Annotated in this window: 20 protein-coding genes and 1 pseudogene; 16 read left to right on the top strand and 5 right to left on the bottom strand. The window is 40.4% G+C overall.

Annotated elements, in window-relative coordinates; translation table 11 throughout:
- Positions 1–247 precede the first annotated feature (247 nt).
- Complete coding sequence (locus tag DFR58_RS14250; protein WP_114298519.1) at positions 248–739, bottom strand: manganese catalase family protein; 492 nt, start codon at positions 737–739, stop codon at positions 248–250.
- Between the two features lie 102 nt (positions 740–841).
- Between DFR58_RS14250 and DFR58_RS14245 the strand changes: the two genes are divergently transcribed.
- Together DFR58_RS14245 and DFR58_RS14240 are read left to right on the top strand one after the other, a co-directional pair.
- Entirely contained in the window at positions 842–1,489 is a 648-nt protein-coding gene (locus DFR58_RS14245) for a chloramphenicol acetyltransferase (protein WP_114298518.1), read from the top strand.
- A gap of 198 nt (positions 1,490–1,687) precedes the next feature.
- A complete protein-coding gene (locus DFR58_RS14240) occupies positions 1,688–2,974 on the top strand; it encodes an ATP-binding protein (RefSeq protein ID WP_114298517.1) in 1,287 nt (428 codons plus the stop codon).
- A gap of 16 nt (positions 2,975–2,990) precedes the next feature.
- Here DFR58_RS14240 and DFR58_RS14235 read toward each other — a convergent pair whose 3' ends face one another.
- Positions 2,991–3,983, bottom strand: coding sequence for a helix-turn-helix domain-containing protein (locus DFR58_RS14235; protein WP_114298516.1), 993 nt, complete (start codon positions 3,981–3,983; stop codon positions 2,991–2,993).
- A gap of 383 nt (positions 3,984–4,366) precedes the next feature.
- On the opposite strand from DFR58_RS14235, the gene DFR58_RS14230 reads away from it, so the two are divergent.
- From DFR58_RS14230 to DFR58_RS14195, 8 genes are all read left to right on the top strand, one after another.
- On the top strand, positions 4,367–5,632 hold the full coding sequence (locus DFR58_RS14230) for an MFS transporter (protein ID WP_114298515.1): 1,266 nt from the start codon (positions 4,367–4,369) through the stop codon (positions 5,630–5,632).
- A gap of 104 nt (positions 5,633–5,736) precedes the next feature.
- On the top strand, positions 5,737–8,451 hold the full coding sequence (locus DFR58_RS14225; protein ID WP_170138161.1) for an alpha-L-rhamnosidase: 2,715 nt from the start codon (positions 5,737–5,739) through the stop codon (positions 8,449–8,451).
- 319 nt (positions 8,452–8,770) lie between these two features.
- Complete coding sequence (locus DFR58_RS21895; RefSeq protein WP_170138160.1) at positions 8,771–8,923, top strand: hypothetical protein; 153 nt, start codon at positions 8,771–8,773, stop codon at positions 8,921–8,923.
- Between the two features lie 125 nt (positions 8,924–9,048).
- Positions 9,049–10,731 (top strand): recombinase family protein, encoded by a 1,683-nt coding sequence (locus DFR58_RS14215; RefSeq protein WP_114298513.1) that lies wholly within the window; start codon positions 9,049–9,051, stop codon positions 10,729–10,731.
- A 210-nt stretch (positions 10,732–10,941) separates the two neighbouring features.
- A complete protein-coding gene (locus tag DFR58_RS14210; RefSeq protein WP_147273182.1) occupies positions 10,942–12,444 on the top strand; it encodes a hypothetical protein in 1,503 nt (500 codons plus the stop codon).
- Between the two features lie 6 nt (positions 12,445–12,450).
- Positions 12,451–12,663: a hypothetical protein gene (locus DFR58_RS14205; protein ID WP_114298511.1), complete on the top strand. Its 213-nt coding sequence runs from the start codon at positions 12,451–12,453 to the stop codon at positions 12,661–12,663.
- 184 nt (positions 12,664–12,847) lie between these two features.
- Positions 12,848–13,093: a hypothetical protein gene (locus tag DFR58_RS14200; protein WP_114298510.1), complete on the top strand. Its 246-nt coding sequence runs from the start codon at positions 12,848–12,850 to the stop codon at positions 13,091–13,093.
- A gap of 1 nt (position 13,094) precedes the next feature.
- Complete coding sequence (locus DFR58_RS14195; protein ID WP_114298509.1) at positions 13,095–13,478, top strand: retropepsin-like aspartic protease; 384 nt, start codon at positions 13,095–13,097, stop codon at positions 13,476–13,478.
- 33 nt (positions 13,479–13,511) lie between these two features.
- Here DFR58_RS14195 and DFR58_RS14190 read toward each other — a convergent pair.
- From DFR58_RS14190 to DFR58_RS14180, 3 genes and pseudogenes are all read right to left on the bottom strand, one after another.
- A pseudogene (locus DFR58_RS14190) lies at positions 13,512–13,685 on the bottom strand (manganese catalase family protein); the annotation flags it as partial.
- Between the two features lie 40 nt (positions 13,686–13,725).
- Positions 13,726–13,971, bottom strand: a complete 246-nt coding sequence (locus tag DFR58_RS14185; RefSeq protein WP_114298507.1) for a spore coat protein CotJB — start codon at positions 13,969–13,971, stop codon at positions 13,726–13,728.
- A gap of 28 nt (positions 13,972–13,999) precedes the next feature.
- On the bottom strand, positions 14,000–14,224 hold the full coding sequence (locus DFR58_RS14180) for a spore coat associated protein CotJA (RefSeq protein WP_114298506.1): 225 nt from the start codon (positions 14,222–14,224) through the stop codon (positions 14,000–14,002).
- A gap of 215 nt (positions 14,225–14,439) precedes the next feature.
- Here DFR58_RS14180 and rpsO point away from each other — a divergent pair, with 215 nt between their 5' ends.
- The 6 genes from rpsO to dpsA all read left to right on the top strand — a co-directional run bounded on the left by rpsO (position 14,440) and on the right by dpsA (position 22,459).
- A complete protein-coding gene (gene rpsO / locus DFR58_RS14175) occupies positions 14,440–14,703 on the top strand; it encodes a 30S ribosomal protein S15 (protein WP_114298505.1) in 264 nt (87 codons plus the stop codon).
- Positions 14,704–14,972: 269 nt separating this feature from the next.
- The gene (locus tag DFR58_RS14170) at positions 14,973–17,096 is read left to right on the top strand and encodes a polyribonucleotide nucleotidyltransferase (protein WP_114298504.1); all 2,124 of its coding nucleotides are present in this window, start codon (positions 14,973–14,975) and stop codon (positions 17,094–17,096) included.
- A gap of 88 nt (positions 17,097–17,184) precedes the next feature.
- A complete protein-coding gene (locus tag DFR58_RS14165; RefSeq protein ID WP_114298503.1) occupies positions 17,185–18,438 on the top strand; it encodes a M16 family metallopeptidase in 1,254 nt (417 codons plus the stop codon).
- Positions 18,439–18,586: 148 nt separating this feature from the next.
- Positions 18,587–18,778: a hypothetical protein gene (locus DFR58_RS14160; RefSeq protein ID WP_114298502.1), complete on the top strand. Its 192-nt coding sequence runs from the start codon at positions 18,587–18,589 to the stop codon at positions 18,776–18,778.
- A gap of 470 nt (positions 18,779–19,248) precedes the next feature.
- Entirely contained in the window at positions 19,249–21,378 is a 2,130-nt protein-coding gene (locus tag DFR58_RS14155) for a DUF2157 domain-containing protein (protein WP_114298501.1), read from the top strand.
- A 208-nt stretch (positions 21,379–21,586) separates the two neighbouring features.
- The gene (dpsA, locus tag DFR58_RS22210) at positions 21,587–22,459 is read left to right on the top strand and encodes a dipicolinate synthase subunit DpsA (protein ID WP_207659236.1); all 873 of its coding nucleotides are present in this window, start codon (positions 21,587–21,589) and stop codon (positions 22,457–22,459) included.
- The last annotated feature ends 3 nt before the right edge of the window (positions 22,460–22,462 follow it).

Raw genomic sequence — 22,462 nt, 5'->3', positions numbered from 1 at the left:
AATTACTTTCTTAATGACTCACAAATAAAAATGATGCTAAACTACGCATTTTGAGGTTTAGCACCATTTTTCTCTTTTTACTCCTAAAGACAGGTAGTATATCTTAATATGCTGAAATTTTCAAATAAATTTTTATGAAACCACGGAAGACAGCATCCTTCAGATGATGGATGTGTATACGTAGGACTGCCCAAACCTGAGTATACTAAGGTTTGGGCAGAGGGGGGATGTTTACTTTCCTACAAAGCTATTTTGAACTGTTTTCCAAAAAAGTCGGCTTTTGCACATAGTGTTTTTTTGCCGCAAGTCTTTCCTCAACAATCCGAAGTGCCTCGCCGAACCGCTGAAAATGAACAACCTCCCTTTCTCTTAAAAACCTCAAAGGGTCTATTACATCAGGGTCATCGGCAAGATTCAGCAGGTTTTCATAGGTTGCTCTTGCTTTTTGCTCTGCGGCAAGGTCTTCATGCAGGTCTGCTATAGGATCGCCCTTAGACTGGATGTAGGCAGCGGTAAACGGGTTTCCCGACGCACTTGTCGGGTATACTGCGTGGTCATGGTCAGAATAGTATGCCCCAAGACCTTCCTTTTCAAGCACATGTGCAGGAACTCCCTTTGTGAGCTGATGCACCATAGAGCCAACCATTTCAAGATGAGCCAGCTCTTCCGTACCTATGTCATTCAATATGCCCTTTGCCTCGTTGTGCAAATTAATATAGGAACAGTTGCTGATTTTCAACGCTTTATTTTACAAATTACTCAAAAGTATGTATAATTTGTATAGTAATAACCCTTATAAAATACTTGCCGGATTTTATTATACTGTTGGGAGGGACGAAGGGTGAAGTATGTAGACATGGAGAAAAGTCCAAGAAGAAATACGTACAACCTGTTTAGACAAATGGATTATCCTCATTGCAGTTTGTGTGCAAATGTTGATGTTACAAGGCTGTATGAGTATTCAAAAAGGTGCAATTTATCTTTTTTTAAGGCAATGCTATATATTGCTGCAAAAACTGCAAATGATATTAAGGAGTTTCGCTTCCGCATTCAGGGTGAAAAGGTTGTAGAATATGAAGTGGTACACCCGTCCTATGTTTTATTGACCAAGGAGGATGCTTTTAATTTCTGCACGGTTGAATTTGAAAATAATTTTATGCAGTTCTATAAAGATGCCGTGCTCAAGGCAGAGGAATTGCAAGGAAATATTGATTGGGGTGATGAGCCTGACAGAGATGATCTCTTATATATTACATGCATTCCGTGGGTCTCATTTATGAGCATCCTGCACCCGGTGAATATGAACCCTGTGGATTCTATTCCAAGGATTGCATGGGGAAAATACTTTGATGAAGGGGAAAGCAAAAAGATGCCGTTAGGGGTACAGGCACATCACTCACTGGTTGACGGATTACATATCGGTAAGTACTATAATGCTATTCAACAATATTTGGATAATCCCGAAATGTATTTAGACGGAGTGAAATGAGAAGCTTGGCTGAAGGCTATGCTTTAAAAGGATTATTACCTCATCTAAATTAATTTTTTCCGTAAGATGGCTTTCAATGTAGTCGATAGCGGTGACAACATTTTCATATTAATATTGCCCGAAAAATATACTTATATATGATTTTTATTGACGAATAAATCAATTCAACATACAATATAGTCGATGGGGTGATTATTTATGAGAAGAAAAATCGAAGCTCAACTAGCAGAGTGGAAAGGCAGAGAGAGAATGCCCCTGTTGCTTTATGGGGCCAGACAGGTTGGAAAAACCTACATTCTCACGGAGTTTGGCGAGAAGTATTTTGACAATACCGTATATGTCAATTTGGAAACGAACTTCTCGGTTGCCAGATATTTTGATGACGACATTACGCCCGAAAGGTTGATACGTTTCCTTGAAACGACGGTAAATGAAGAAATCATTCCTGATAAAACGTTAATTATATTTGATGAAATACAAAGCTGTGAAAGGGCGTTGACGGCTCTCAAATACTTTTGTGAGTTAGCGCCGGAATATCATGTAGCGGCGGCCGGAAGTCTGCTGGGCGTTGCCATTAACAGGGGAAAATATAGCTTCCCTGTGGGCAAAGTGGAAAGCATGACTCTCTACCCGCTGGATTTTGAGGAATTTCTATGGGCAATAGGAGAGGAACGGCTTGCTCAGGAAATTCGCATTTGTTTTACCGATATTGCGCCAATGCCGGAAGCTCTCCACAATAAAGCATTGGAATTGTATCACTATTACTTAATCGTAGGCGGTATGCCTGCCAGTGTTTCATCCTTTGTTAAATCAGGTAAATTGGTACTTGTACCCAACGTTCAGAATGAAATAACCGGCAACTATGTCGCTGACATGGCTAAGTATGCCGATAATTCCCAAACAGTGAAAATACGTGCCTGTTTTAATTCCATACCTGCTCAGCTTGCCAAAGAAAACACCAAGTTTCAGTATAAGGTTATCCAAAAAGGCGGCAGTGCTGCTCTTTTTGGGGTTTCAATCGACTGGCTGGCACAAGCCGGAGTTGTTTTGAAATGCCAAAGGATTGAACATGCCAACAACCCTATTTCTGTATACGCCGATTTATCTTCTTTTAAGCTGTATATGAGTGATGTCGGCTTGCTTGTCATGAAATCCGGATTGGCACAGCAAACGATATTGACTGGCGAATCCAACATTTTCATGGGAGCCGTAACCCAGAATTATATCGCACAGGCTCTTGTGTCCAACGGGTATACGCCTTACTACTGGACAAGTGAGCATTCGGCAGAGCTCGATTTTGTAATACAAAAGGATGCGGATATTATTGGCATTGAAGTCAAAAAGTCTGCCGGTACCAAGTCAAAAAGCCTTGGTGTGTTCATTCAGAAGTATCAGCCCACCTATTCAATCAGGTTTTCAGAAAAGAACTTTGGGCAAAGCGAAGGGATACAGGCTATACCCCATTATGCGGCATTTTGCGTATAATAGCATCGTAAAGAGTTTATTTTGTTTTAAGATATTCGTTACGATAATTTCCGGGTGGAATTCCAACTCTGGATTTAAACAAGCGGTTGAAGTAATTTTCATTTTGTATACCTACAGTAGTACCAATTTTGTTTGCAGGAAGCGATGTTGTTTCCAGAAGTACTTTGGCGTTTTGAATTTGTAACTGAATTATATATTCATGAGGAGGATAGCCTAAATATTTATTAAATAGACGTATCAGATGATACTTGCTAATGTTTGAAAATTTTGATAGAAAATCCAGAGTTAAAGGCTTTGTATAATTGTTTTCAATATATTTTACTAGGTATTTGATATTTTCTGGAGCACTATTAGCTGTTTCTTCCGAAAATGAAGAATTGAGCAGCAGTGTCATTAATAAATTCTCTAGCTGGTTAGAAATCTGAAACTCTCGAAACTGGGAAATATCTTCGTATAATTTAATTAGGTTTTCTAATTGTGATGCAAAAAAGCTGATATTTGATTGTGAAAATGTAACATTACCATTTGCGCTGATTTCATCAAATATTTTTTGTGAAAATGCTCCTGAAAAGTGCAGATCAGCGTGTACCCAATTATCTCCGTCGGTTCTGTAAAAATGAGGCTGTTGACAGTCTATAATAAAGCCATCTCCCTTAGAAAGGCAGAAAGACTTTCCGCCATATTCTAAATATCCGTGTCCGTCATAAGTGTATAAAATCAAAAAAGAATCCAATTTTTCGCGTTTTGTAAAATAATTTTTTCCAACATTAAGTAAACAAAAGTTTTGAATGTAAAATAAGCTCTCTTTTGCAAATATTGTAATATGATGCGGGAAGCAAACTTTGGCAATACCTTCAATTAAAAAAGAGCTTTTCATAAAGAAAGATAAGTTATTGAGGGATTTATTATAAAATGAATCGCCAAAATAATACGGAAACTTGTATTCGAAATTTCTGTTATTAATTGGGGTGTTAATATTTACTACCTGAAAATGAATATTATCAAACATTGGCAGAATGTCCTTTCAATTAATTTGTGGGATATAAAATCAGTACAAAAATTATCTCTGCAATAAATATCGTAATAAAATAAAAAGTAAAAAGCAACTTAAATTATATTATATCTCTTTATGTCAATTTAATGACATATTACAGCAATTTAAAACATATTATTCTCAATAATACTGTAATAAAATTAAAATAACATAACAAATATTAAATGGTATGTTAATTTAAAAAGGCATTGAAATGCCTGAAACAAAGGAGCTTGAGAAGAAATATGGGCAAACCCGCGTGGAAACGGTGCTTATGCATCAGAGGCTGATTGTGAGACTGAAAAGTGAGCAAAATAATGCTTAAAAAATCAACAAAATTTTAATTAGGAGGAGTCAAAATGAATAAATCCCCTAAAAAGTCAACTGCTCTCTGGACGGGTATCGTGTGTGGAATGGCTTCATACATTGATGCAGCTATAATTGTCAGTTGGGGCATTGTGCTTGTTATTTATCAGAACGTCTTTTCGTTGGATTCTGCTCAATTTGGAACATTATCAGGAGTGCTTACATTCTGCATTGCTATAGGTGCATTGTGCGGCGGTTATCTTGGTGACCGCTTCGGACGGCGTTCAGTTTTCATCAGTATGATGATTACTGTGGTTGTAAGCGTTACAGGAATGCTTGTTCTTCCGACATATGCTTTAATGGCAATTTTCACGGCTTTAGTAGGCTTATCCTCGGGTGCCGTTTTACCTGTATCATTAACTACAATTGCTGAGGCATCAGGTGATAAGCAACGTGGTACGCTTCTTGGTCTCAGCCAGATACTATGGCTATTTGGAGCCATTGTTCCGTCAGTTTTATCAGTTATTGTTGGAAATAATGGATTATCCGGAGTTAAAATTATTCTGGCACATATTTTGGTTATTACTGTACTTGTTATATTAGGACGCATAATGATCCCAGAATCTGTCGCATGGAAAGCAGCAAATGCAGCGAGGAAAGAGGGGAGCGGGGGAGAAAACACCAAAAATAAAAAGGAATCGCTTAGCCTGCTTTTTCGCGCTCCATATTTAATCCCCTTGCTTGCGCTGATGATCTTCTACGGCCTTTGTAATACTGCGTATAATGTATTTGGTCAGTTTGGGACATACATTCTTGTAAATGTAGTAAAAGTAGATGTTTCAACCGCGTCTTCTGCTGCACTTGTAGCGTTACCGTTTGCACTGGTCGGTTCTATGCTGTTTATGAAAACAGTTCGCGGCAAGCGCCGTAACTTCTATTTTTTCCTTGGTGTTATTGGGACCTCAGTTGCAATACTTATTCCTGTAGTATTTGGGATTACATTTAACAACTATTTAGTTACTTTGGCAATTTTGTTTTTTGCTAACAGTTTTGCAGGAGAAGCGATGATGAAAGTATGGAGTCAGGAATCTTTTCCGACATTGCTGCGTGCGACGGGGCAGGGGGCAGTAATTGCGGTAGGCCGTTTTGCGGCGGCAGCATTTGCATTCGTCGTGCCTTTGATTATAGTTTATAATCCTGCGCTTTTGTTTATTATTATGGCTGTGATTTGTCTTGCAGGAGGATTAACGGCATGGGCGGCATTTCGCACCACTAAGTCAGAAGGTGCAATATTGGACGAAGAGGCTGTTCGGAGCTAACTTGTAAAGATTTAATATTTAAACCGGGCATTTATGACTGCTTCTCATAATATCAAGCAAAAAGCTGAAGTTTTTATAAATGAGTAAAAGAAGGGAGAATGATTATGAGCATACTGAAAGTAAAGTCCTTAAAGGTAGAAAATCAGAATTATCCGATGGGAATGGATTGTACAAAACCGCGGTTTAGCTGGGAGCTGGCAAGCGACGGTAAAAATATAGTACAGACGGCCTATAACCTGATAGTTATAAATGAGGAAGGGAAACGCATAGCTGACACCGGAAAAATAGACAGCGACGAAAGTATAGAAGTAACAATAGCAGATTTGAAGCTTGAGCCTATGACCGGTTATATGGTGCAGGTAACGGTGTGGGATAATGAGGGAAACCAGGCAGTGACAGAGGGCGGTTTTGAAACAGGCAGATTTGAAACAGCTTGGAAAGCAAGTTGGGCGGAACCAGTGCAAATTCCAACAAAGGCTAGCAACTTGGGTGGGAATTTGACTATGGAGTCTGTTTTAGAAAATTCGAATAGCAAAAAGGAAAGGGATTTTTCCGAATTTCAGCCAGCTCAGTATATTCGTATTCCATTGAAAGCTAAAAAAGGACTTAAAAAGGCTCGTGCTTACGTTACGGCTCATGGTGTATATCGTTTAGAAGTGAATGGTGTGCGGCCTGATGACCGGGAGTTTGCGCCCGAAAACACATCTTACGCCGGTATTCTCCAATATCAGACTTATAATATAACATCACTTTTAAAAGGAGAAGAAAATATTGCAGGCATAATACTCGGTGACGGTTGGTGGACTGGACGTGTGGGAATGACAGGTGATAGCTGCCAATACGGGGAAACGATCGGATTGTTATTTGAAGCTATACTGACATATGAAGATGGAACTTCGGAAGTTGTTACAGGGGAAGCAGGGAAATCGTCTACTGGGCCAATTGTTTTTTCAGATATTTTTGTAGGTGAGAAATATGATGCAAGGAAGGAAATGCAGAATTGGAGCTGCCCTGAGTTTGATGACAGCAAGTGGAAACCGCTCCATAAAGTAGAGTATCCTATGAATAATCTTGTGGGTCAATATGGAGAACCAGTGAGGCCGATAAGAATTTTTGAACCAAAAGAGATTATTGAAACTCCGATAGGAGAGACAGTTCTTGATGTCGGGCAGGTTTTGGCAGGACAGCTTGAATTTACTATTGATGCGCCAGAAGGGATACAAATAAAGCTTGAGCATTCAGAGGTTTTAGATGATAAAGGAAATTATTACAATAACATCATCGGTGTAAATAAAGAGCAAACAGAAATTTATATAACAAAAGAAGGAAAGCAAACCTATAGGCCGGTATTTTCATATCATGGATTTCGATACATTAGGATTTCAGGCTGGCCTGGAGCTATATCTGTAAAAGATTTTAAAGTTTATGCTCTTTCCAGCGAAATGAGAGATATTAGCGAATTTACCACATCAAACCTTAAAATTAATCAGCTTCAGAGTAATATCTGGTGGAGTCAGGTATCAAATACATTATCAATACCTACAGACTGTCCACAGAGAGAAAGGGCCGGATGGACGGGTGATATCATGGCTTTTTCACCTACGCTATGCTTTAACCGTGGAGCAAATACTTTTTTGTCTCGCTGGATGGCTAATGTTCGGACTGAGCAGCTTGAGAATGGTGCTATTCCGATGATTGTTCCCTATCTGGAAGCTTATAAAGCTATGGCGAAAAATTTTATAGGTTCAGATACTAGCTGTGGATGGGGAGATGCGGTAATACAAGTTCCAGTTGCAGTGTATAAGGCATATGGAGATAAGCGTATCTTAGAAGAGAATTACACAGCCATGACAAGGTGGATGAATTATATAGCAGATCGCGTGCAGAATAATCACCCTGAAGGCTACGAAGAATGGGACGATGAGAGAAAAGCACGGAGCCATTACCTGTGGAATACGGATTTTCACTTTGGCGATTGGTTGGTGCCAAGTATGGTTTTAGGAAATCCAGATGGGATGGCAATGATGAAGACAGCTTATGCAACAATGGCATTTGTGGCACCTGCGTATTATGCTTTTAGTGCGAAAAGCATGGTTGAGGTTGCAGAAGCATTGGGTAAAACAAAAGACGCGGAAAACTACAGGGATTTGTATAATAAAATAAGAGAAGCGTTTATAAAAGAATATGTTCACGATGATGGCACAATGGATGCAGATCTTCAAGGGATTTATGTAATTGCACTTAAGAATGGGCTGGTGAGTGACGAGGTTCGTCCTAAAATGGCAGCACATCTTTGCAAAATGATAGAGAAAAACAGAGGCTGTCTGGATACTGGATTTTTAAGTGTATTGTTTATACTGGATGTCCTCTGCGAAAATGGATACAGAAATGAGGCTTACAAGTTAATCTTCCAAAATCAGTGCCCAAGCTGGCTATACGAAGTTGAGCACGGAGCAACAACCATTTGGGAAAGTTGGGGAGCGATTGAAGAGGATGGAACAGTTAGCACGTATAGCTATAATCATTATGCGTTTGGGTGTGTGGGAGAATGGATGTATCGTGAAATGGGAGGACTTAAGGCGGCTGAACCTGGCTACAAGAAAATTTGTGTAGCACCGGCACTTGATTGTGGCCTTTTATTTGCAAGAGTCAGTGAACATACGCCATATGGAATAGCATCTGTAGATTGGAAACTGGAAAATGGGAAAGCAGAAGTAAAAGTTGAAATTCCTGTAAACACAACAGCAGAGGTCATTTTACCGGGAATGGACAAAATAGATATTGGAAGCGGATTCTATGTATTTGAAGTAAAGCTTTAATTTTATTTTAATGGCAATAATGAAATTTCATACGAATAACATATTATTGCGATAAAAACAAAGTAATATAAGCGCACAAAATAGTTAATGCGGAATATTTTGTGCTCTGTTTAGAAATATTCAATGACGGACGAATTTATTTCGTCTGTTTTTTTTAGTCCCAATAAGGGCCTTGCGGGGGTATTAAGAGTGCCCTTGAAGCACCTTAGTAATGCCTTAATTAAGCTGGAAAAACATAAAGCGATAAAGGAAGCTCATAAAATATGACGGACACATTCAGGTGTCCTTTTTTTATCTCTAAAAACAAAGGAGGTTGAAAATGGAGGCAGACCCGAGCGAATGGGGTGATGACGCAAAAAGCGTGCCTCCTGAATATAATGGCAGCAAGAATGTCTTTTTATGGGGTATGGTCAATGCTGGATGGACGTCAGCTTTATCTTCTAAGGACAAGGAAAAGCATTTCAAGGGATAGACTGGGGGCCCGGCTGGGACTGCCGGATAATGACATAATTATTTATGAAAATGGTATAAGAAGTATTCCGGAGGAATTGTACGGTAAATGGATTAAAGCAATAAAATCGTTAAGGGAATGTTAATATGAAATGTGTTGCGTATTGCAGGGTTTCTAAGGACACTGAGGATCAATTAAACTCACTTGACAATCAAATAAAGCACTATTTGGAATTGTTCAAAAAAGAAGGCTGTCAGGGTGCCCAATGCGGCATGTATTACAGCCGGGAGGGGAAAGAAGAGATTATAAGATATGTGCCTTCAATCTTTGCTGATGAAGGAATAAGCGGAACAAAGCTAAAAAACAGGGAAGCTTTTAAATACATGCTGGAGTGCGCTTATAAAAGAGAGTTTGACGTTATCTATGTAAAAAATATTCAGAGGTGGGCCAGAAATGTTGCCGATGGCGCAGGAGTACTGAAAAAGCTTAAGGTTATGGACATTAAGGTCATATTCGAGGACGGAAACATAAATAATTTTGAGCATGAAATGACTATAAATATCCTGCTGTCCACCGCTCAGGAGGAGTCAAGAGCCAAAAGCGCAGCGGTGCAGTTCGGACTGCGGAAGGCACAGCAGGCTGGAAAGTGGACAAGTGCCCAGCCGTATGGCTATAGAAAGGCAAATGGTGTTTTAAGGCCTGTAGACGAGCAGCTTGAGACGGTAAGGTGCATATTCAGGCTGTATCTGGATGGCTGGGGAAGCACCAAAATATCGAGATATTTAAATGACAGGGGAATACCAACTCAAAAGGGATGTAAGTGGTCACAAGCACAGATTTATAACATCATTTTAAATAAAATCTATATTGGATTACAGGTAACACACACTATACAAAATACAGACATTAACATTGATAAGCTCATACATAGCGACGGGGGAATGGAGTACACATATAAGAGCCAGAAGCCGGTGGATGAAGCCGAATGGATTACAACATGCAATGAAGAATTAAGAGCTGTGTCCGATGAAACCTTTTATGCAGCGCAGGAGGAAAACGCCAAAAGAAGGGAGTGGGATGACAAAGGCAGCAGGCCGAGCGTGAAGCATATATTCAGCAACCTTTTGTATTGCCAGCATTGCGGAAGGGCCATGAGAAGGAAAAACATGTTCGGGTGGAGGAGGAAGGACGGCACAAGGAATGTAAGCGCCGAATGGGTGTGCGTAAATCATGATATGTACCATAACAGCGTTTGTAAGCATAGAAACTCATGGCGTGAAGAGAAGCTGGCGGACAGGGTAAGGGCTGAAATTCTTGCAATTAAAAATAACAGGGACGAGCTGGACAGCATTTTCAGTCAGTATATCAGGATATTTTTGAGCAGCGAGGAGGTCAGCGATAAAATCTGTATCATGGAAGCTGAATTGAGTGAGTTGAAAAGCCAGTCTTCCGCCAACCTGAGGCTTTTTTCAAAGAACATTATTGACGAGGAACAGTACAAGGCTCAGAATGATGAGCTGCAGGAAGCCAGAAGAGGCCTTGAATCAAAGCTTAAAAGGCTGAAAGGAATTAATGAGGAGAGGGAGCGGGCGAGAAAAAAATATACCAGCTATGTTAAAACACTTTTGGAGGCTAATTTGGAGAATCCAGACAATGTGCTACTGAAAAAAATCATAAGCAGGATCGAGGCCTTTACATATATAGATGAACAGGGAAGGCAGGTAAAGGATATTTATATTGTGTGGAATATACTGGACAAAACCTTTGACGATGTGCTTTACAGGGAGGCGGTGGATGAACTGGCGGAAGGTGGGTATTCCTCACACTAAAGCCGGATGATTTTGCCTGGGAAAAACTATAATGGGTGTACTGGATTTTGTTTCTGGGATAACAATCTAAAAATGTAAAAAAGCTAGCAGCAGATTTGTTTTATCGGTTATAATATAAAGGGAAGGCTATTATATATGTTGGGCCACGCTCAGGAAGTTTGTGTGCAAAAACAGCAGGCAAGCTTATTTAATCAAAAAGGGGGCATTGGCATGAGCAGAGAACAGCAGCAAGGGTTGTTTGACGGAAGCACCGATATTCGGGATGATTTGGTGGAGCAGGTCGAAAAACGGAAGCCCAAAGCTGCCCGTCGGTGCTGGCAGCTTTGGACTTCTGTTGCGGTAAGCCTCGTTCCTATGGTAGTCCTGAGCGGAATGTGGATTGTGTGGGATTTAGGTTTAGGTGGATGGAATGACGGGTCTATGAATGGAACGCCCTTTATGTCCTACGCTGGTCCGATTTTTCCCTTGACGCTGGAAAAACGGCAGGATCTAATTGCTGCGAGCCGCTCCATTTCTTTTGACTTCGCCCGCCGCAGCAAAGAAGGTCTGCCCATAAAAGAGGTACGGGTGCAGGATGTCTATGTCATCACTAATCCTACAAAGCAGGAACTGGCTGTGACTGCGGTCTATCCTTTTACCGGCAACTTTCGGTATCTATCTAACATGCTGCCGAAGATTTCAGTTGATCAACAGCCGGTGCAGGCAACCTTGCATGCAGGTGCTTATTCCGGCACATTTGAAGATTTAAGGCCGAGTTATAAGCGCAGAAGTGCCAATCTTGATTATTTGAAAAGCTGGAAAGGCTACAAGGCCCTTTTGAAAAATGGGGCTTATCAAAAGCAGGCGCTGTCACCGCATTCTGCGTTGGACCAGCAGGTAACTGTATATGAGTTTTCGGACTACAAAGAGCCTTTAGACGGATATGGTGCGGCAACGCAAGCCATCAGCTTTCACATTGACCCTAAGAAAACGACAATCCTGGAATATGGCTTTGGAGGATTTACATGCGATGAGAACGGCTACCTTCATTACAGCTATTTTGTTCCAGACGATACTAGGAGGTACTCGAGAACCAAAATGCTGATCGTTATAGGGGAGGATATTGGCGAATATACGCTTCAGCGTTATGAGGACAGCGACTGTGATGCGGGAAAGGAACTGGAAGGTGTTTTCGCTTCCATTACCCGGTACGGTGAAGAGCTTTCCAATTTAATAGATCGGCTAGCGGCTGTATTTCTTACAGAGAATAATGAAGACAGCAGGATCCTAGAATACGTTTCGCAGGAAATGCTTGGGGGGTGTGCTACTCAGCTCCTGTATGAGAGCCAGCCACTTTCACCAAGGGGAACGAGCAGGTATGAATGTGGTAATCTTATTGAGCTTTTAATGGATGTATATCAGCAAGATCGGGTGATGTATCTTTCCTTCCCTGTCACAATACCTGCCAGAGAAAGTGTCACTGTTGCTGCGGGCATGTATAAAGAGGCAAGCGTTGATTATCCAAGCTCAGGTTCAAAAAATGTGAATTTGCGGGGATACGACATAGTGACGGTTCTCGGAAGCAATCTCCGTTTTGAAGGTCAGACTGTGGAGCTTCTGAATGCAGACAATACGGAGATTGTCCGGCAGAACCTTGGAGCCGACCCGCAAAACGGAATTACTCAGGTTGTACTTGATACTGCCACAGAGCATTACTATATGGACATCAGGTGATGCAGGATGAATAAAAAGTGCTGCACAAGGAATGTATCGTCTGAATGGGTGTGCATAAATCATGATATGTGCCATAAAAGCGTTTTCAAGCATAGAAACTCATGTTCAGGCGGGGGAGCGGGTGAGACAGGCATTCCGGATGGTGTGGTAACAGGATATGGCGACTTTCAGATTGAACAGACATCTAAATGTCTTTTCTGTCTATTAGCTGTATGGTAGACTCGCTGTGGATTAGGCTTAACAGGAAATTGTAGATATACTGTTTTTATGTTACAATATATTTAAAGGAGCCGCAGGTGTGATTTAAGTAAGAAGTTATGAATTTGGCTCTAAAAGGAATTGCGTGAGAGATGATAGAGGATGTCATGAAATTATATAAGCTTGAAATGGGGAGTTGTTGATTATGAGATGGGATGAGGTAAGGGAGCTTTACCCTAATCAGTTTGTTAAATTTGAAATAGTGGAATCACATGTTATTGAAGATAAGGAATATGTTGATGAGGTTGCTTTGATTAAAGCCGTATCTGATGACAGGGAAGCTATAAAGGAGTTTATAAGCTGTGGGGAGGGCCAGTTTGTTTACAGTACAAATAATCCGGATTTAGTTATAGAGTTGGTAAAACATGTAGGTATAAGAAGGAGTTTGTAGGATGCAAAATCTGCAATTTAAAAACGGTCTGCTGTATACTTCCGTAAGACTGATACATAACGGTAAAGAGGTCATAGTAAATGATGTTATTGTTGATACTGGGGCATCTCACACTATAATTCTAAGTGATTATCTTCTTGATCTGGATGTTGGTTTTTTGGACACTGATGAATTGGTTAAGTCTTCAGGGTATGGAGGGATAGTCTTTAGTGCTGTAAGAAAAAAATTGGATAGGGTTTGTTTGGAAGGAGTATGCCTTGAGCATATTAAGGTTGATTTTGGAGAAATAGATCCTTATGAACGGGTTAATGGCTTAATAGGGTTGGACTTTCTGATGAGGAGTAAGGTTGTAATAGATTTAGAGGGCTTAACGATATCTAACTAAGCATGGATAGGATAAAACCCGTATCCATTTAGCCAATATACCCTTTGCCTCGTTTGTAGGCATACTGAATCTCTGGCTGAGATAGCGGATCGATGCCGCCAGCTCTCCGTCCGGCCCGCCGTACTGCGTAATAATATACTTTGCCATTCTAGGATTGGGACATTTTATTTTGATTGGGTATTCCAGCTTTTTTTCATAAACCCACATTATAAAGCCTCCTTAATATAGAATTTTAAGAAATATAAGCTTATTGCTTTTCCCACGGCCAGGGGCTTTCTATCCATGGCCACGGACATCTCATACAGGTAAAAGGCGTAAGGGGGCCATACATTCTTTCAAAGCTGTCTCTTAAAAATTTTGCTCTCTGAACTGCGGCATTATAAAACATTATGGTTTTGTGCTCACAGGGGTGGGTGTTAAGATACAGGTTTAAATCAATTACCGTAAAGTCAGCCGCCATTACTTCCTTTAACATTTTTTCACGGTTGTCCATATAAATTCCTCCTTGCTTTCAGCTTTTATCAAGCATCCACTGTATACTCGGGATTAGCGCCGTACGGCATATCAAGCTCGGGGAAAATTGTTCCCCTTTTCAGACCCTCCATAGGTGTATATAAGCAGCTTATAGTTTGAAAGGGGACATATGCATGAGCCAATTGCGGCATTGCGGGCATAAATGGAATATAAATACAGGGTTCGGTATTCATAATTCCTTGCACGGCGGTTACATTAGGCTTATTGTTCATAAATATATTCCTCCGCATAAATACTTTATTAACATAATATTCTATTTAACATAAAATTGTTCTGTTAATCCCAAGCTGTTATAAACGAATTTTTTATTTACAATTCCAATTGGATATGCTAAAATATTTTAGTGCGAGTTATAACCGTTTGCTGGGTTATTGGAAAACTCCGGCCGATTACCGGGCTTACGGCGATTAAAAAAAGGAGGATTTTTATGGTAAAGGAATTAAAGCAGGAAATAATAGCGAAGTATAAGCTTCACGAGAGCGATACAGGTTCTCCCGAGGTTCAGGTTGCAATTCTTACAGAAAGAATTAACCATTTGAATGATCATTTGAAGGAGCATAAAAAGGATCACCATTCAAGAAGAGGGCTGCTTAAAATGGTTGGACAGAGAAGAGGATTGCTGAATTATCTTCAGGATAACGATATTGAGAGATACCGCTCAATTATCGGTAAATTGAATTTAAGAAAATAATAATGAGCGGAGGGATTCCGCTCTTTATTTTATGTCTATAATATAGACAGGCTTGTTTTATAGCAGCCAAGGAATGATGAATTTTTTGGTTTAATAATCTACATATGATTTGAGTAATACTATTTATTATATATAAAAAAGCTGCAGTCAGTAGAAGGTAGATTGTACGGCAAAGGCATGTGAATTAAGCTTTCGGGCAATATACGATTTTTGCCGCAGAATCTACATGCTACAGTCTGTGGTTTAAATACAGAAGGAGGCATGAAAATATGAGTAAAAATTTCAGTATGAATCTGGCAGGGAGAACTTTAACTATTGAAACCGGAAAGCTGGCGCAGCTCGCCAACGGCTCTGTGCTGGTGAGATATGGCGATACCGTGGTGCTTTCCACCGCAACAGCGTCATCCTCTCCCAGAGATGGGATAGATTTCTTCCCGTTAAGTGTGGACTATGAGGAAAGATTATATTCCGTGGGAAAGATCCCCGGAGGATTTATTAAAAGAGAGGGAAAACCCTCGGAAAAAGCAGTGCTTACCTCAAGGAATATAGACAGGCCTATAAGGCCGTTGTTTCCAAAGGATTTGAGGAATGACGTAACTGTTATAAACACCGTTTTATCAGTTGAGCAGGACAATTCTCCCGAGGTTGCCGCAATGATTGGCGCGTCGGTGGCACTGTCAATATCAGATATACCCTTTAACGGGCCTATTGGAGGAGTAATTTTAGGGCTGGTTGACGGAGAGGTGGTTATAAACCCCAATTCGGCTCAAAGGGAAAAGAGCCGGATGTATGTGACGCTTGCCGCCACAAAGGAAAAAATAACCATGATAGAGGCGGGAGCGGACGAGGTTCCCGACAGTGTTATGTTTGACGCTATTAAAAAAGGGCATGGGGAAATCAAAAAAATTGTTGAGTTTATAGATGGAATAGTAAAAGAGGTTGGAAAGCCTAAATTTGAATATAATTCATGTGAAGTTCCTGAGGATATATTTAAAGCGGTTAAGGATTTTGCGTATGAAGGAATGAGAGAAGCCGTTCTTGCCGTTGACAAGCAGGATCGCGACGATAAGGTTTCCAAGCTTACCGAGGAAGTAAAGAGCAATTTCGCAGAAACATACCCCGACATGGGCTCAGCATTGGCCGATGCGGTTTATAAGCTTGAGAAGAAGGTCGTAAGAGAGTATATTTTAGAAGAAGGAAAAAGGGTGGACGGAAGAGCGCTTGGTGAGATAAGGCCGCTGTCCGCTGAGGTTGGAATACTGCCAAGGACTCATGGCTCGGGGCTTTTTGCAAGGGGACAGACACAGGTGCTTACAATTGTTACCTTAGGCGCTCTGGGAGATGTGCAGATGCTTGACGGTCTGGATGAAGAGGAAACAAAAAGATATATGCACCACTACAATTTTCCGGCCTACAGCGTGGGTGAGGCGAAGACCTCCAGAGGCCCCGGCAGAAGAGAGATTGGGCACGGCGCACTGGCAGAGAGGGCTTTGGTGCCTGTTTTGCCCGATGAGCAGGAGTTTCCTTATGCAATAAGGCTTGTATCGGAAGTCCTCATGTCAAACGGCTCCACATCTCAGGGAAGCGTGTGCGGAAGCACTCTTGCGCTTATGGATGCCGGAGTGCCTATAAAGAACCCTGTGGCTGGTATTTCAGCAGGACTTGTTATTGATGAAAACAATCCTGACAGGTTTAAAACCTTTATGGATATTCAGGGGATAGAAGACTTTTTCGGGGACATGGACTTTAAGGTTGCCGGAACAAAGGCAGGTATTACCGCCATTCAGATGGATATAAAGGTAGACGGCCTGAGTGAGGAAATTATAAAACAGGCTTTTGACCTGACTAAAAGTGGCAGGGAGAAAATAATAGACGAGGTTATATTGAAGGCCATTGCTTCTCCTAGAAGTGAAATGTCTCCATATGCTCCCAAAATACTTACTACCTCGATAGACCCCGATAAAATAAGGGATGTCATTGGGCCTGGCGGAAAGATGATAAACAGAATTATTGCGGAGACAGGTGTAAAGATCGACATTGAGGATGATGGAAAGGTATTCGTATCCACCTCCGATGCTGCCGCAGGAAATAAGGCTATCAAGATAATAGAAGGCATAGCAAAGGAGATCCAGCCCGGAGAAATATTTATGGGCAAGGTGGTAAGGTTAATGAATTTTGGAGCCTTTGTAGAGTTCCTTCCGGGTAAGGAGGGCCTTGTCCATATTTCCAAGCTCGATAAAAAGAGAGTAGAAAAGGTTGAGGATGTAGTAGCGGTTGGAGATGAAATACTTGTAAAGGTAATGGAGATAGACAGGCAGGGAAGGATAAACCTTTCAAGGCGCGATGCAATGGTGGAGCAGGAGGCGGCTAGGCAGGAAGACAATAATCAATAATAACAAAAGTAAGCTACTGATACGGGGCATTCCTTGAAGCAGTGTTACAGGGAATGTCCCCATTTGTATTGGTGCATGTGGAGGAATTATGTTTAGAAAGCTGACATTAGAAAACGGTGTTAGGGTAGTATGTGAAAAAATAGACCATGTCCGCTCTGTATCTGTGGGAATATGGGTGGGTACGGGGTCAAGAAATGAAAGCAGAGAAAACAACGGTATTTCGCATTTTATTGAGCATATGCTTTTTAAGGGTACCCAGAGGAGAAGTGCGAAGGACATTGCCGAGAGCATAGACAATATAGGAGGGCAGTTAAACGCCTTTACAGGAAAGGAATGCACGTGCTATTATACCAAGACTCTGGATACTCATTTTGAGTTTGCTCTGGACGTTTTGTCAGATATGTTTTTCAACTCTAAGTTCGATAAGAGGGACATAGATGTTGAAAGAAAGGTTATACTTGAAGAAATAGGCATGTATGAGGACTCCCCGGAGGAACTGGTGCACGACATATTGTCTGAGTCGGTATGGGAGGGCAATCCTCTGGGATATCCTATTCTTGGTGTAGAGCAATGCCTTAACGGTATAAATGAGGACAGCATAAGAAAATATATGCTTTTAAATTACACGCCTTCCAATGTGGTTATTTCGGTAGCCGGGAATTTTGATGACGACAAGCTGCCGGACACCATAAACAGGTACTTTGGGGGCTGGAAATCGGATGTGTCCAAAAGAGCGGGCTACGAAAAGGTTCAGTTTATTAACAGCGTGAAATCGAGAGAAAAGAAAACTGAGCAAATTCATATCTGCATGGGATTTGAAGGGATTGAACATGGCAATGACAGCCTTTACACGCTTTTGGCAATAAACAATATCTTGGGAGGCGGAATGAGCTCAAGGCTGTTTCAGAGAATAAGGGAGGAAAAGGGGCTTGTATATTCCATATATTCCTATCCCTCGTCTTATCAGAAGGCAGGGCTTTTCACAATATATGCAGGAATGAATCCCAAGCATATAAGCAAGGTAATTCCTCTGATTTCAGAGGAAATAAGCAGACTGAAGAAAGCGGGTATAAGTGAAGAGGAGCTTATAAAATCAAAGGAGCAGCTAAAGGGAAATTACATATTGGGGCTGGAGAGTACCAGCAGCAGGATGAACAGCATAGGAAAGGCGGAGCTCATGCTGGGAAGCATCAATTCTCCAGAGGAGGTTCTTGCAAAAATCGACAGGGTCAGTATGGAGGACATGTGGGAAGTGGTTGAAAGAATTTTCGACATTTCAAACGTAAGCTTTACCGCGGTAGGCAAATTGAAAAAAAATATTGATTTAAAAAAGCTTATATAAAAACCGATATCAAAATGAAAATCTTCTGCTTGGCTCTTTTGCCATGAATCACACTGTTTCCGTATATTTATAGCGATATAAAATCAATGGGTGTATTTAATTTAAGTGACGAAAATGTTACCAACGAATATATTTTGTGGTAATATGAATGAAAATGCAAATTTTAACTCCCCTTCTATCTTCCCCTCACATCGAGAGGAAGAAAAAGAAGGGCGCTGGAGAAGAAAATGAGAAGAACAACGCAGGCGCATGTAAAGCAGCTAGCGAAAGAAATGAGGAGACATCCTACAAGTCCTACATGGACCTTCTTTTCCTTCCCCTCGAAGTGAGGGGAAGATAGATAGGGAGCTTATTAAAAATCTGGATTTGGGATAAAACGCCATAATATATTGGCTCTTTTTAACCATTTTTTTTGGATAATTATGCTGTTATGTGAAAAAGGTGCTTCAATTGTAATCTCTATGGCGATTTTCCGAAATGCTGTGTCAGATATAATTTATGCACCCAAATCAATTATAATATTGTAATTGCAAGTTTGTAATGTTAAAATATGTTAGTGAGAGGTTTGAACTGTGTTATTACAACTATATAGGATGCGATAAAGATTTTACAAACATAGAGGATATAATTGCTTACAGAAATTTTTAATAGCAACGAAAAGACGCCTTGAGGGGAAATGTCTCACGGGTCTGTCATCAGGCGTTTTTCTTAGATGTATTCCTTACGGGTCAAAAAAATTTCTTCCATCAAGTTATATCCTCCATGTAAAATCTTTATCGCTACATATATAATATAAAAAGGCGGTGTGGAATGAAATCACCTGAAGAGAGAATAACCGAGCTTGAGCAACGAGTGGCGTATTTGGAAAACATTACAAGAAGGGCTGCAGCTGAAAAACCCAAAACGGTAAGGCAGGAGACAAGAAGGCCGGAGACGGGAAGGAATGTATTAGCGGAGAGCCGGGCAATGAACACCAAGCCTGCTGGCTTTCCGCCAAATCCTCAGAGGGAGAAAGAGAGGGGAGCAGAAGGGCAGGACAGCAGGGGCAAGGACAAGGAAGCACTAGTGGGGAAATATCTGATAGGTGCGCTGGCAGCATTGCTTATCTTCATAGGTGCAATCTCCTTTATAGGCTTGATATGGAATACAATAACACCGTTAATAAAGCTGTTAATAATATCGTTGGCAGGAATTATACTTACTGCTGTGGGGTTTTGGCTTATAAGAACAAAAAAGAATGCTATAACGTCAATTATACTTGGAACGGGAGCAGGCTTGGTTTTTATTGCCATATTATCCGCCAATCTGGCATTCCATTTAATTGGGAATAATGTCTCGATACTTCTGGCTGGAATATGGGCAGTATTTTTTATACTGTCTTCTCGGTATACCAATATGTTCTTTACGACTGTTATAGCGTATATAGGCAGCTATATCGCGCTGCTGCTGGGTTTAGGTCTTATGCAGGGGGATATGGAGCTGCTGGTAATGATAATATTTGCAACCGGCATTTCGTCGGTAATGATATACAAGACGTTTAACAGTAATAGGACGGAATTAATAGTCAGTATACTTCTGTCGATATTAAATTATGCCTCGATATTAATACGGTGCTATTTTGACGGATTATTCGGAGCGAGGCAGCTCTTGGAAAGCTGCTTCGGGCAGAGTGTCGTAATTATTATACTGTATGTGCTTATGAATATGTTTTATAACATCATCGGCAAGAAAGATGCGTTTCCGGCATATATTGGGATCAGCGCCGTTACGACAATATTAACCATTCTATTTATAGCCAACTTAAATGATAACTATCTCCATACCAGCGCTGCGGTTTGCTATATTCTGTTTTTTATAATTAATTTGATTCAGTTTGTATTGAATAATGTATTTTACAAGACAATAGAAAAATGGTTGACGAGATATTATGCAGTCATATTGGCTATTACCGCAATGTTAATAAATATAGAATTGTTCAAAGTGCCCACCGGCATCATTATTGCAGCACTGTTGCTGGCTGTAAGCGGGAAAGTGTTCAAACTGGAAAGACAGTTATTATTAACGGCACTTATAATTTTATTGGATTCGCTTTTTTTGATTTTCAGTCATTCCGGCAATTTGATATGCTCGGTTTACGGAATTATTCAACTGGGACTGATGGTGTATGTGCTGCGGGAATGCGTAAGCTTAAGAAAATATTCTCATATCACTGTCTTAAAGATAATTGGAATTGCAGTAATCCTTATGAACAGCTTTGGAATACCTTCTAATATTGTAAACTTTATCAATGTGCCGTACCTGAGCAAATATACCGATAACGCCGCCGGATATTTAATTTCTGTTGCTGCTGTCATAGCCTTATTAAAGATTGGTTATTTCAAGAACTGGAAAAGTGAACAATTTAAATTCTTCGGTGCAAACGACACAATAGAAGATGATAAAAATATGCAGACTTTAGTCTATTTGTTTTCAACGGCATTATATTTTTACGGCTTGCAGGGAATCGCATTTGCCGATAGCGTTGTTTTGCAGCTTATATTTGTACTGGCCGCGACTGCCATTACATTAATACAAAGCAGGACAATTCTCTCAGGAAACCTTCGGAATAAGACATTAATGGGGATATGGATTATTATAAAATATTTAATACTGACATGGACAATACTTTGGTCGTTTTCAGATTTAAATGGGATATCAGCAGCATACAGCTTAGCGGGCTTGATAGTAGCTATAGTAAGCATATTGGTAGGATTCAAGCTTGGGAATAAGAGCATAAGGCAATATGGACTGGTATTAACCATTGTAATGGTGGCAAAATTCATATTTGTAGATTTAATTGAGGAAAATTCCATTACCAGAGTTATCGCACTGATAGCTGGTGGGGGCCTGTGCTTTTTGATTAGCCTTATTTATAATAAATTGAGCCGCAGCTATTCATGATAATTTATTAAATCCTTTGGCAAGACTTTAAGACTCAAAAACACAATATTCACCAATTGCTTTAATACGGCCGGACAAAGCCCTGATAATTAAGATTCAGGGCTTTGTCCGGTTATTTGGTTATAAAACGCTTTTTTGTACAAGCACTCCGGCAATATAATTCACATAATATGTATTAGCTGTAATAGGTATTTAGGGGGTAGCTTATATGGAGAATAAAATATTTACTGTTATCGGAGGAGACTTAAGAAGCGTAAAGCTGGCAAACCAACTGATGGCCGATGGCAATACGGTTTACATATATGGCTTCAATAATGCAGGGTTTGAAATGGGGATGACTGAAAGCAAGGAACTGGAAGAAGCAATCATTAAGTCTGAGGTTGTAATTGGCCCCATACCGTGCTCTAATGACAATGAAACCATTAATGCACCGTTCCATTCAGAAAAAATTCATATAAATGAAGTATTTAAAATTATGTCAAAGAACCAGCTTTTTATCGCCGGAAGGATAGGTGATAAAATAGCTCACCTTGCGGAAATTTACAATGTATATACAATAGACCTGCTGGACAGGGAGGAAATGGCGGTATTAAATGCCATACCCACTGCGGAAGGGGCGATACAAATTGCAATGGAGGAAATACCGATAACTCTTCACGACTGTAATTGTTTGATTTTGGGTTTTGGGAGAATAGGCAAAATTTTGGGCAAGATGCTGCATGGGATAGGCTCTAATGTATTTATAGAAGCCCGAAAGTATTCCGATATGGCATGGATTAAAAGCTATGGCTTCAATGCCGTTTTTATAAATGAATTAAATGACTGCCTTTCTGATATGGATGTTATTTTTAACACCATTCCTTATATGATACTTGACACAAATGCTCTAAGCAAGTTGAAGAGTGACTGCCTCATTATTGATTTGGCTTCCAAACCCGGAGGAGTAGATTTTGAAAAAGCAAAGTCAATGGGGATAAAAGCAATATGGGCTCTGTCGCTTCCCGGCAAGGTCGCCCCTGTGACTGCCGCTAAATTTATAAAAGAGACTATAAATAATATTATTTGTGAGTTGGGGGTATAAGCA

The sequence above is a fragment of the Anaerobacterium chartisolvens genome, from assembly GCF_003337415.1.
Taxonomy (GTDB): Bacteria; Bacillota; Clostridia; order Acetivibrionales; family DSM-27016; genus Anaerobacterium; species Anaerobacterium chartisolvens.
Note: the sequence above shows the minus strand (reverse complement) of the source record. Positions and strands in the feature narration are given on the sequence as shown.

Excerpts from the sequence above, each read along its gene's own strand:
- DFR58_RS14240 (WP_114298517.1), top strand. The coding sequence starts at position 1,688 with ATGAGAAGAAAAATCGAAGCTCAACTAGCAGAGTGGAAAGGCAGAGAG.
- DFR58_RS14235 (WP_114298516.1), bottom strand. The coding sequence starts at position 3,983 with ATGTTTGATAATATTCATTTTCAGGTAGTAAATATTAACACCCCAATT.
- DFR58_RS14230 (WP_114298515.1), top strand. The coding sequence starts at position 4,367 with ATGAATAAATCCCCTAAAAAGTCAACTGCTCTCTGGACGGGTATCGTG.
- DFR58_RS14225 (WP_170138161.1), top strand. The coding sequence starts at position 5,737 with ATGAGCATACTGAAAGTAAAGTCCTTAAAGGTAGAAAATCAGAATTAT.
- DFR58_RS21895 (WP_170138160.1), top strand. The coding sequence starts at position 8,771 with ATGGAGGCAGACCCGAGCGAATGGGGTGATGACGCAAAAAGCGTGCCT.
- DFR58_RS14215 (WP_114298513.1), top strand. The coding sequence starts at position 9,049 with ATGAAATGTGTTGCGTATTGCAGGGTTTCTAAGGACACTGAGGATCAA.
- DFR58_RS14210 (WP_147273182.1), top strand. The coding sequence starts at position 10,942 with ATGAGCAGAGAACAGCAGCAAGGGTTGTTTGACGGAAGCACCGATATT.
- DFR58_RS14205 (WP_114298511.1), top strand. The coding sequence starts at position 12,451 with ATGAATAAAAAGTGCTGCACAAGGAATGTATCGTCTGAATGGGTGTGC.
- DFR58_RS14200 (WP_114298510.1), top strand. The coding sequence starts at position 12,848 with ATGAGATGGGATGAGGTAAGGGAGCTTTACCCTAATCAGTTTGTTAAA.
- DFR58_RS14195 (WP_114298509.1), top strand. The coding sequence starts at position 13,095 with ATGCAAAATCTGCAATTTAAAAACGGTCTGCTGTATACTTCCGTAAGA.
- DFR58_RS14185 (WP_114298507.1), bottom strand. The coding sequence starts at position 13,971 with ATGGACAACCGTGAAAAAATGTTAAAGGAAGTAATGGCGGCTGACTTT.
- DFR58_RS14180 (WP_114298506.1), bottom strand. The coding sequence starts at position 14,224 with ATGAACAATAAGCCTAATGTAACCGCCGTGCAAGGAATTATGAATACC.
- rpsO (WP_114298505.1), top strand. The coding sequence starts at position 14,440 with ATGGTAAAGGAATTAAAGCAGGAAATAATAGCGAAGTATAAGCTTCAC.
- DFR58_RS14170 (WP_114298504.1), top strand. The coding sequence starts at position 14,973 with ATGAGTAAAAATTTCAGTATGAATCTGGCAGGGAGAACTTTAACTATT.
- DFR58_RS14165 (WP_114298503.1), top strand. The coding sequence starts at position 17,185 with ATGTTTAGAAAGCTGACATTAGAAAACGGTGTTAGGGTAGTATGTGAA.
- DFR58_RS14160 (WP_114298502.1), top strand. The coding sequence starts at position 18,587 with ATGAAAATGCAAATTTTAACTCCCCTTCTATCTTCCCCTCACATCGAG.
- DFR58_RS14155 (WP_114298501.1), top strand. The coding sequence starts at position 19,249 with ATGAAATCACCTGAAGAGAGAATAACCGAGCTTGAGCAACGAGTGGCG.
- dpsA (WP_207659236.1), top strand. The coding sequence starts at position 21,587 with ATGGAGAATAAAATATTTACTGTTATCGGAGGAGACTTAAGAAGCGTA.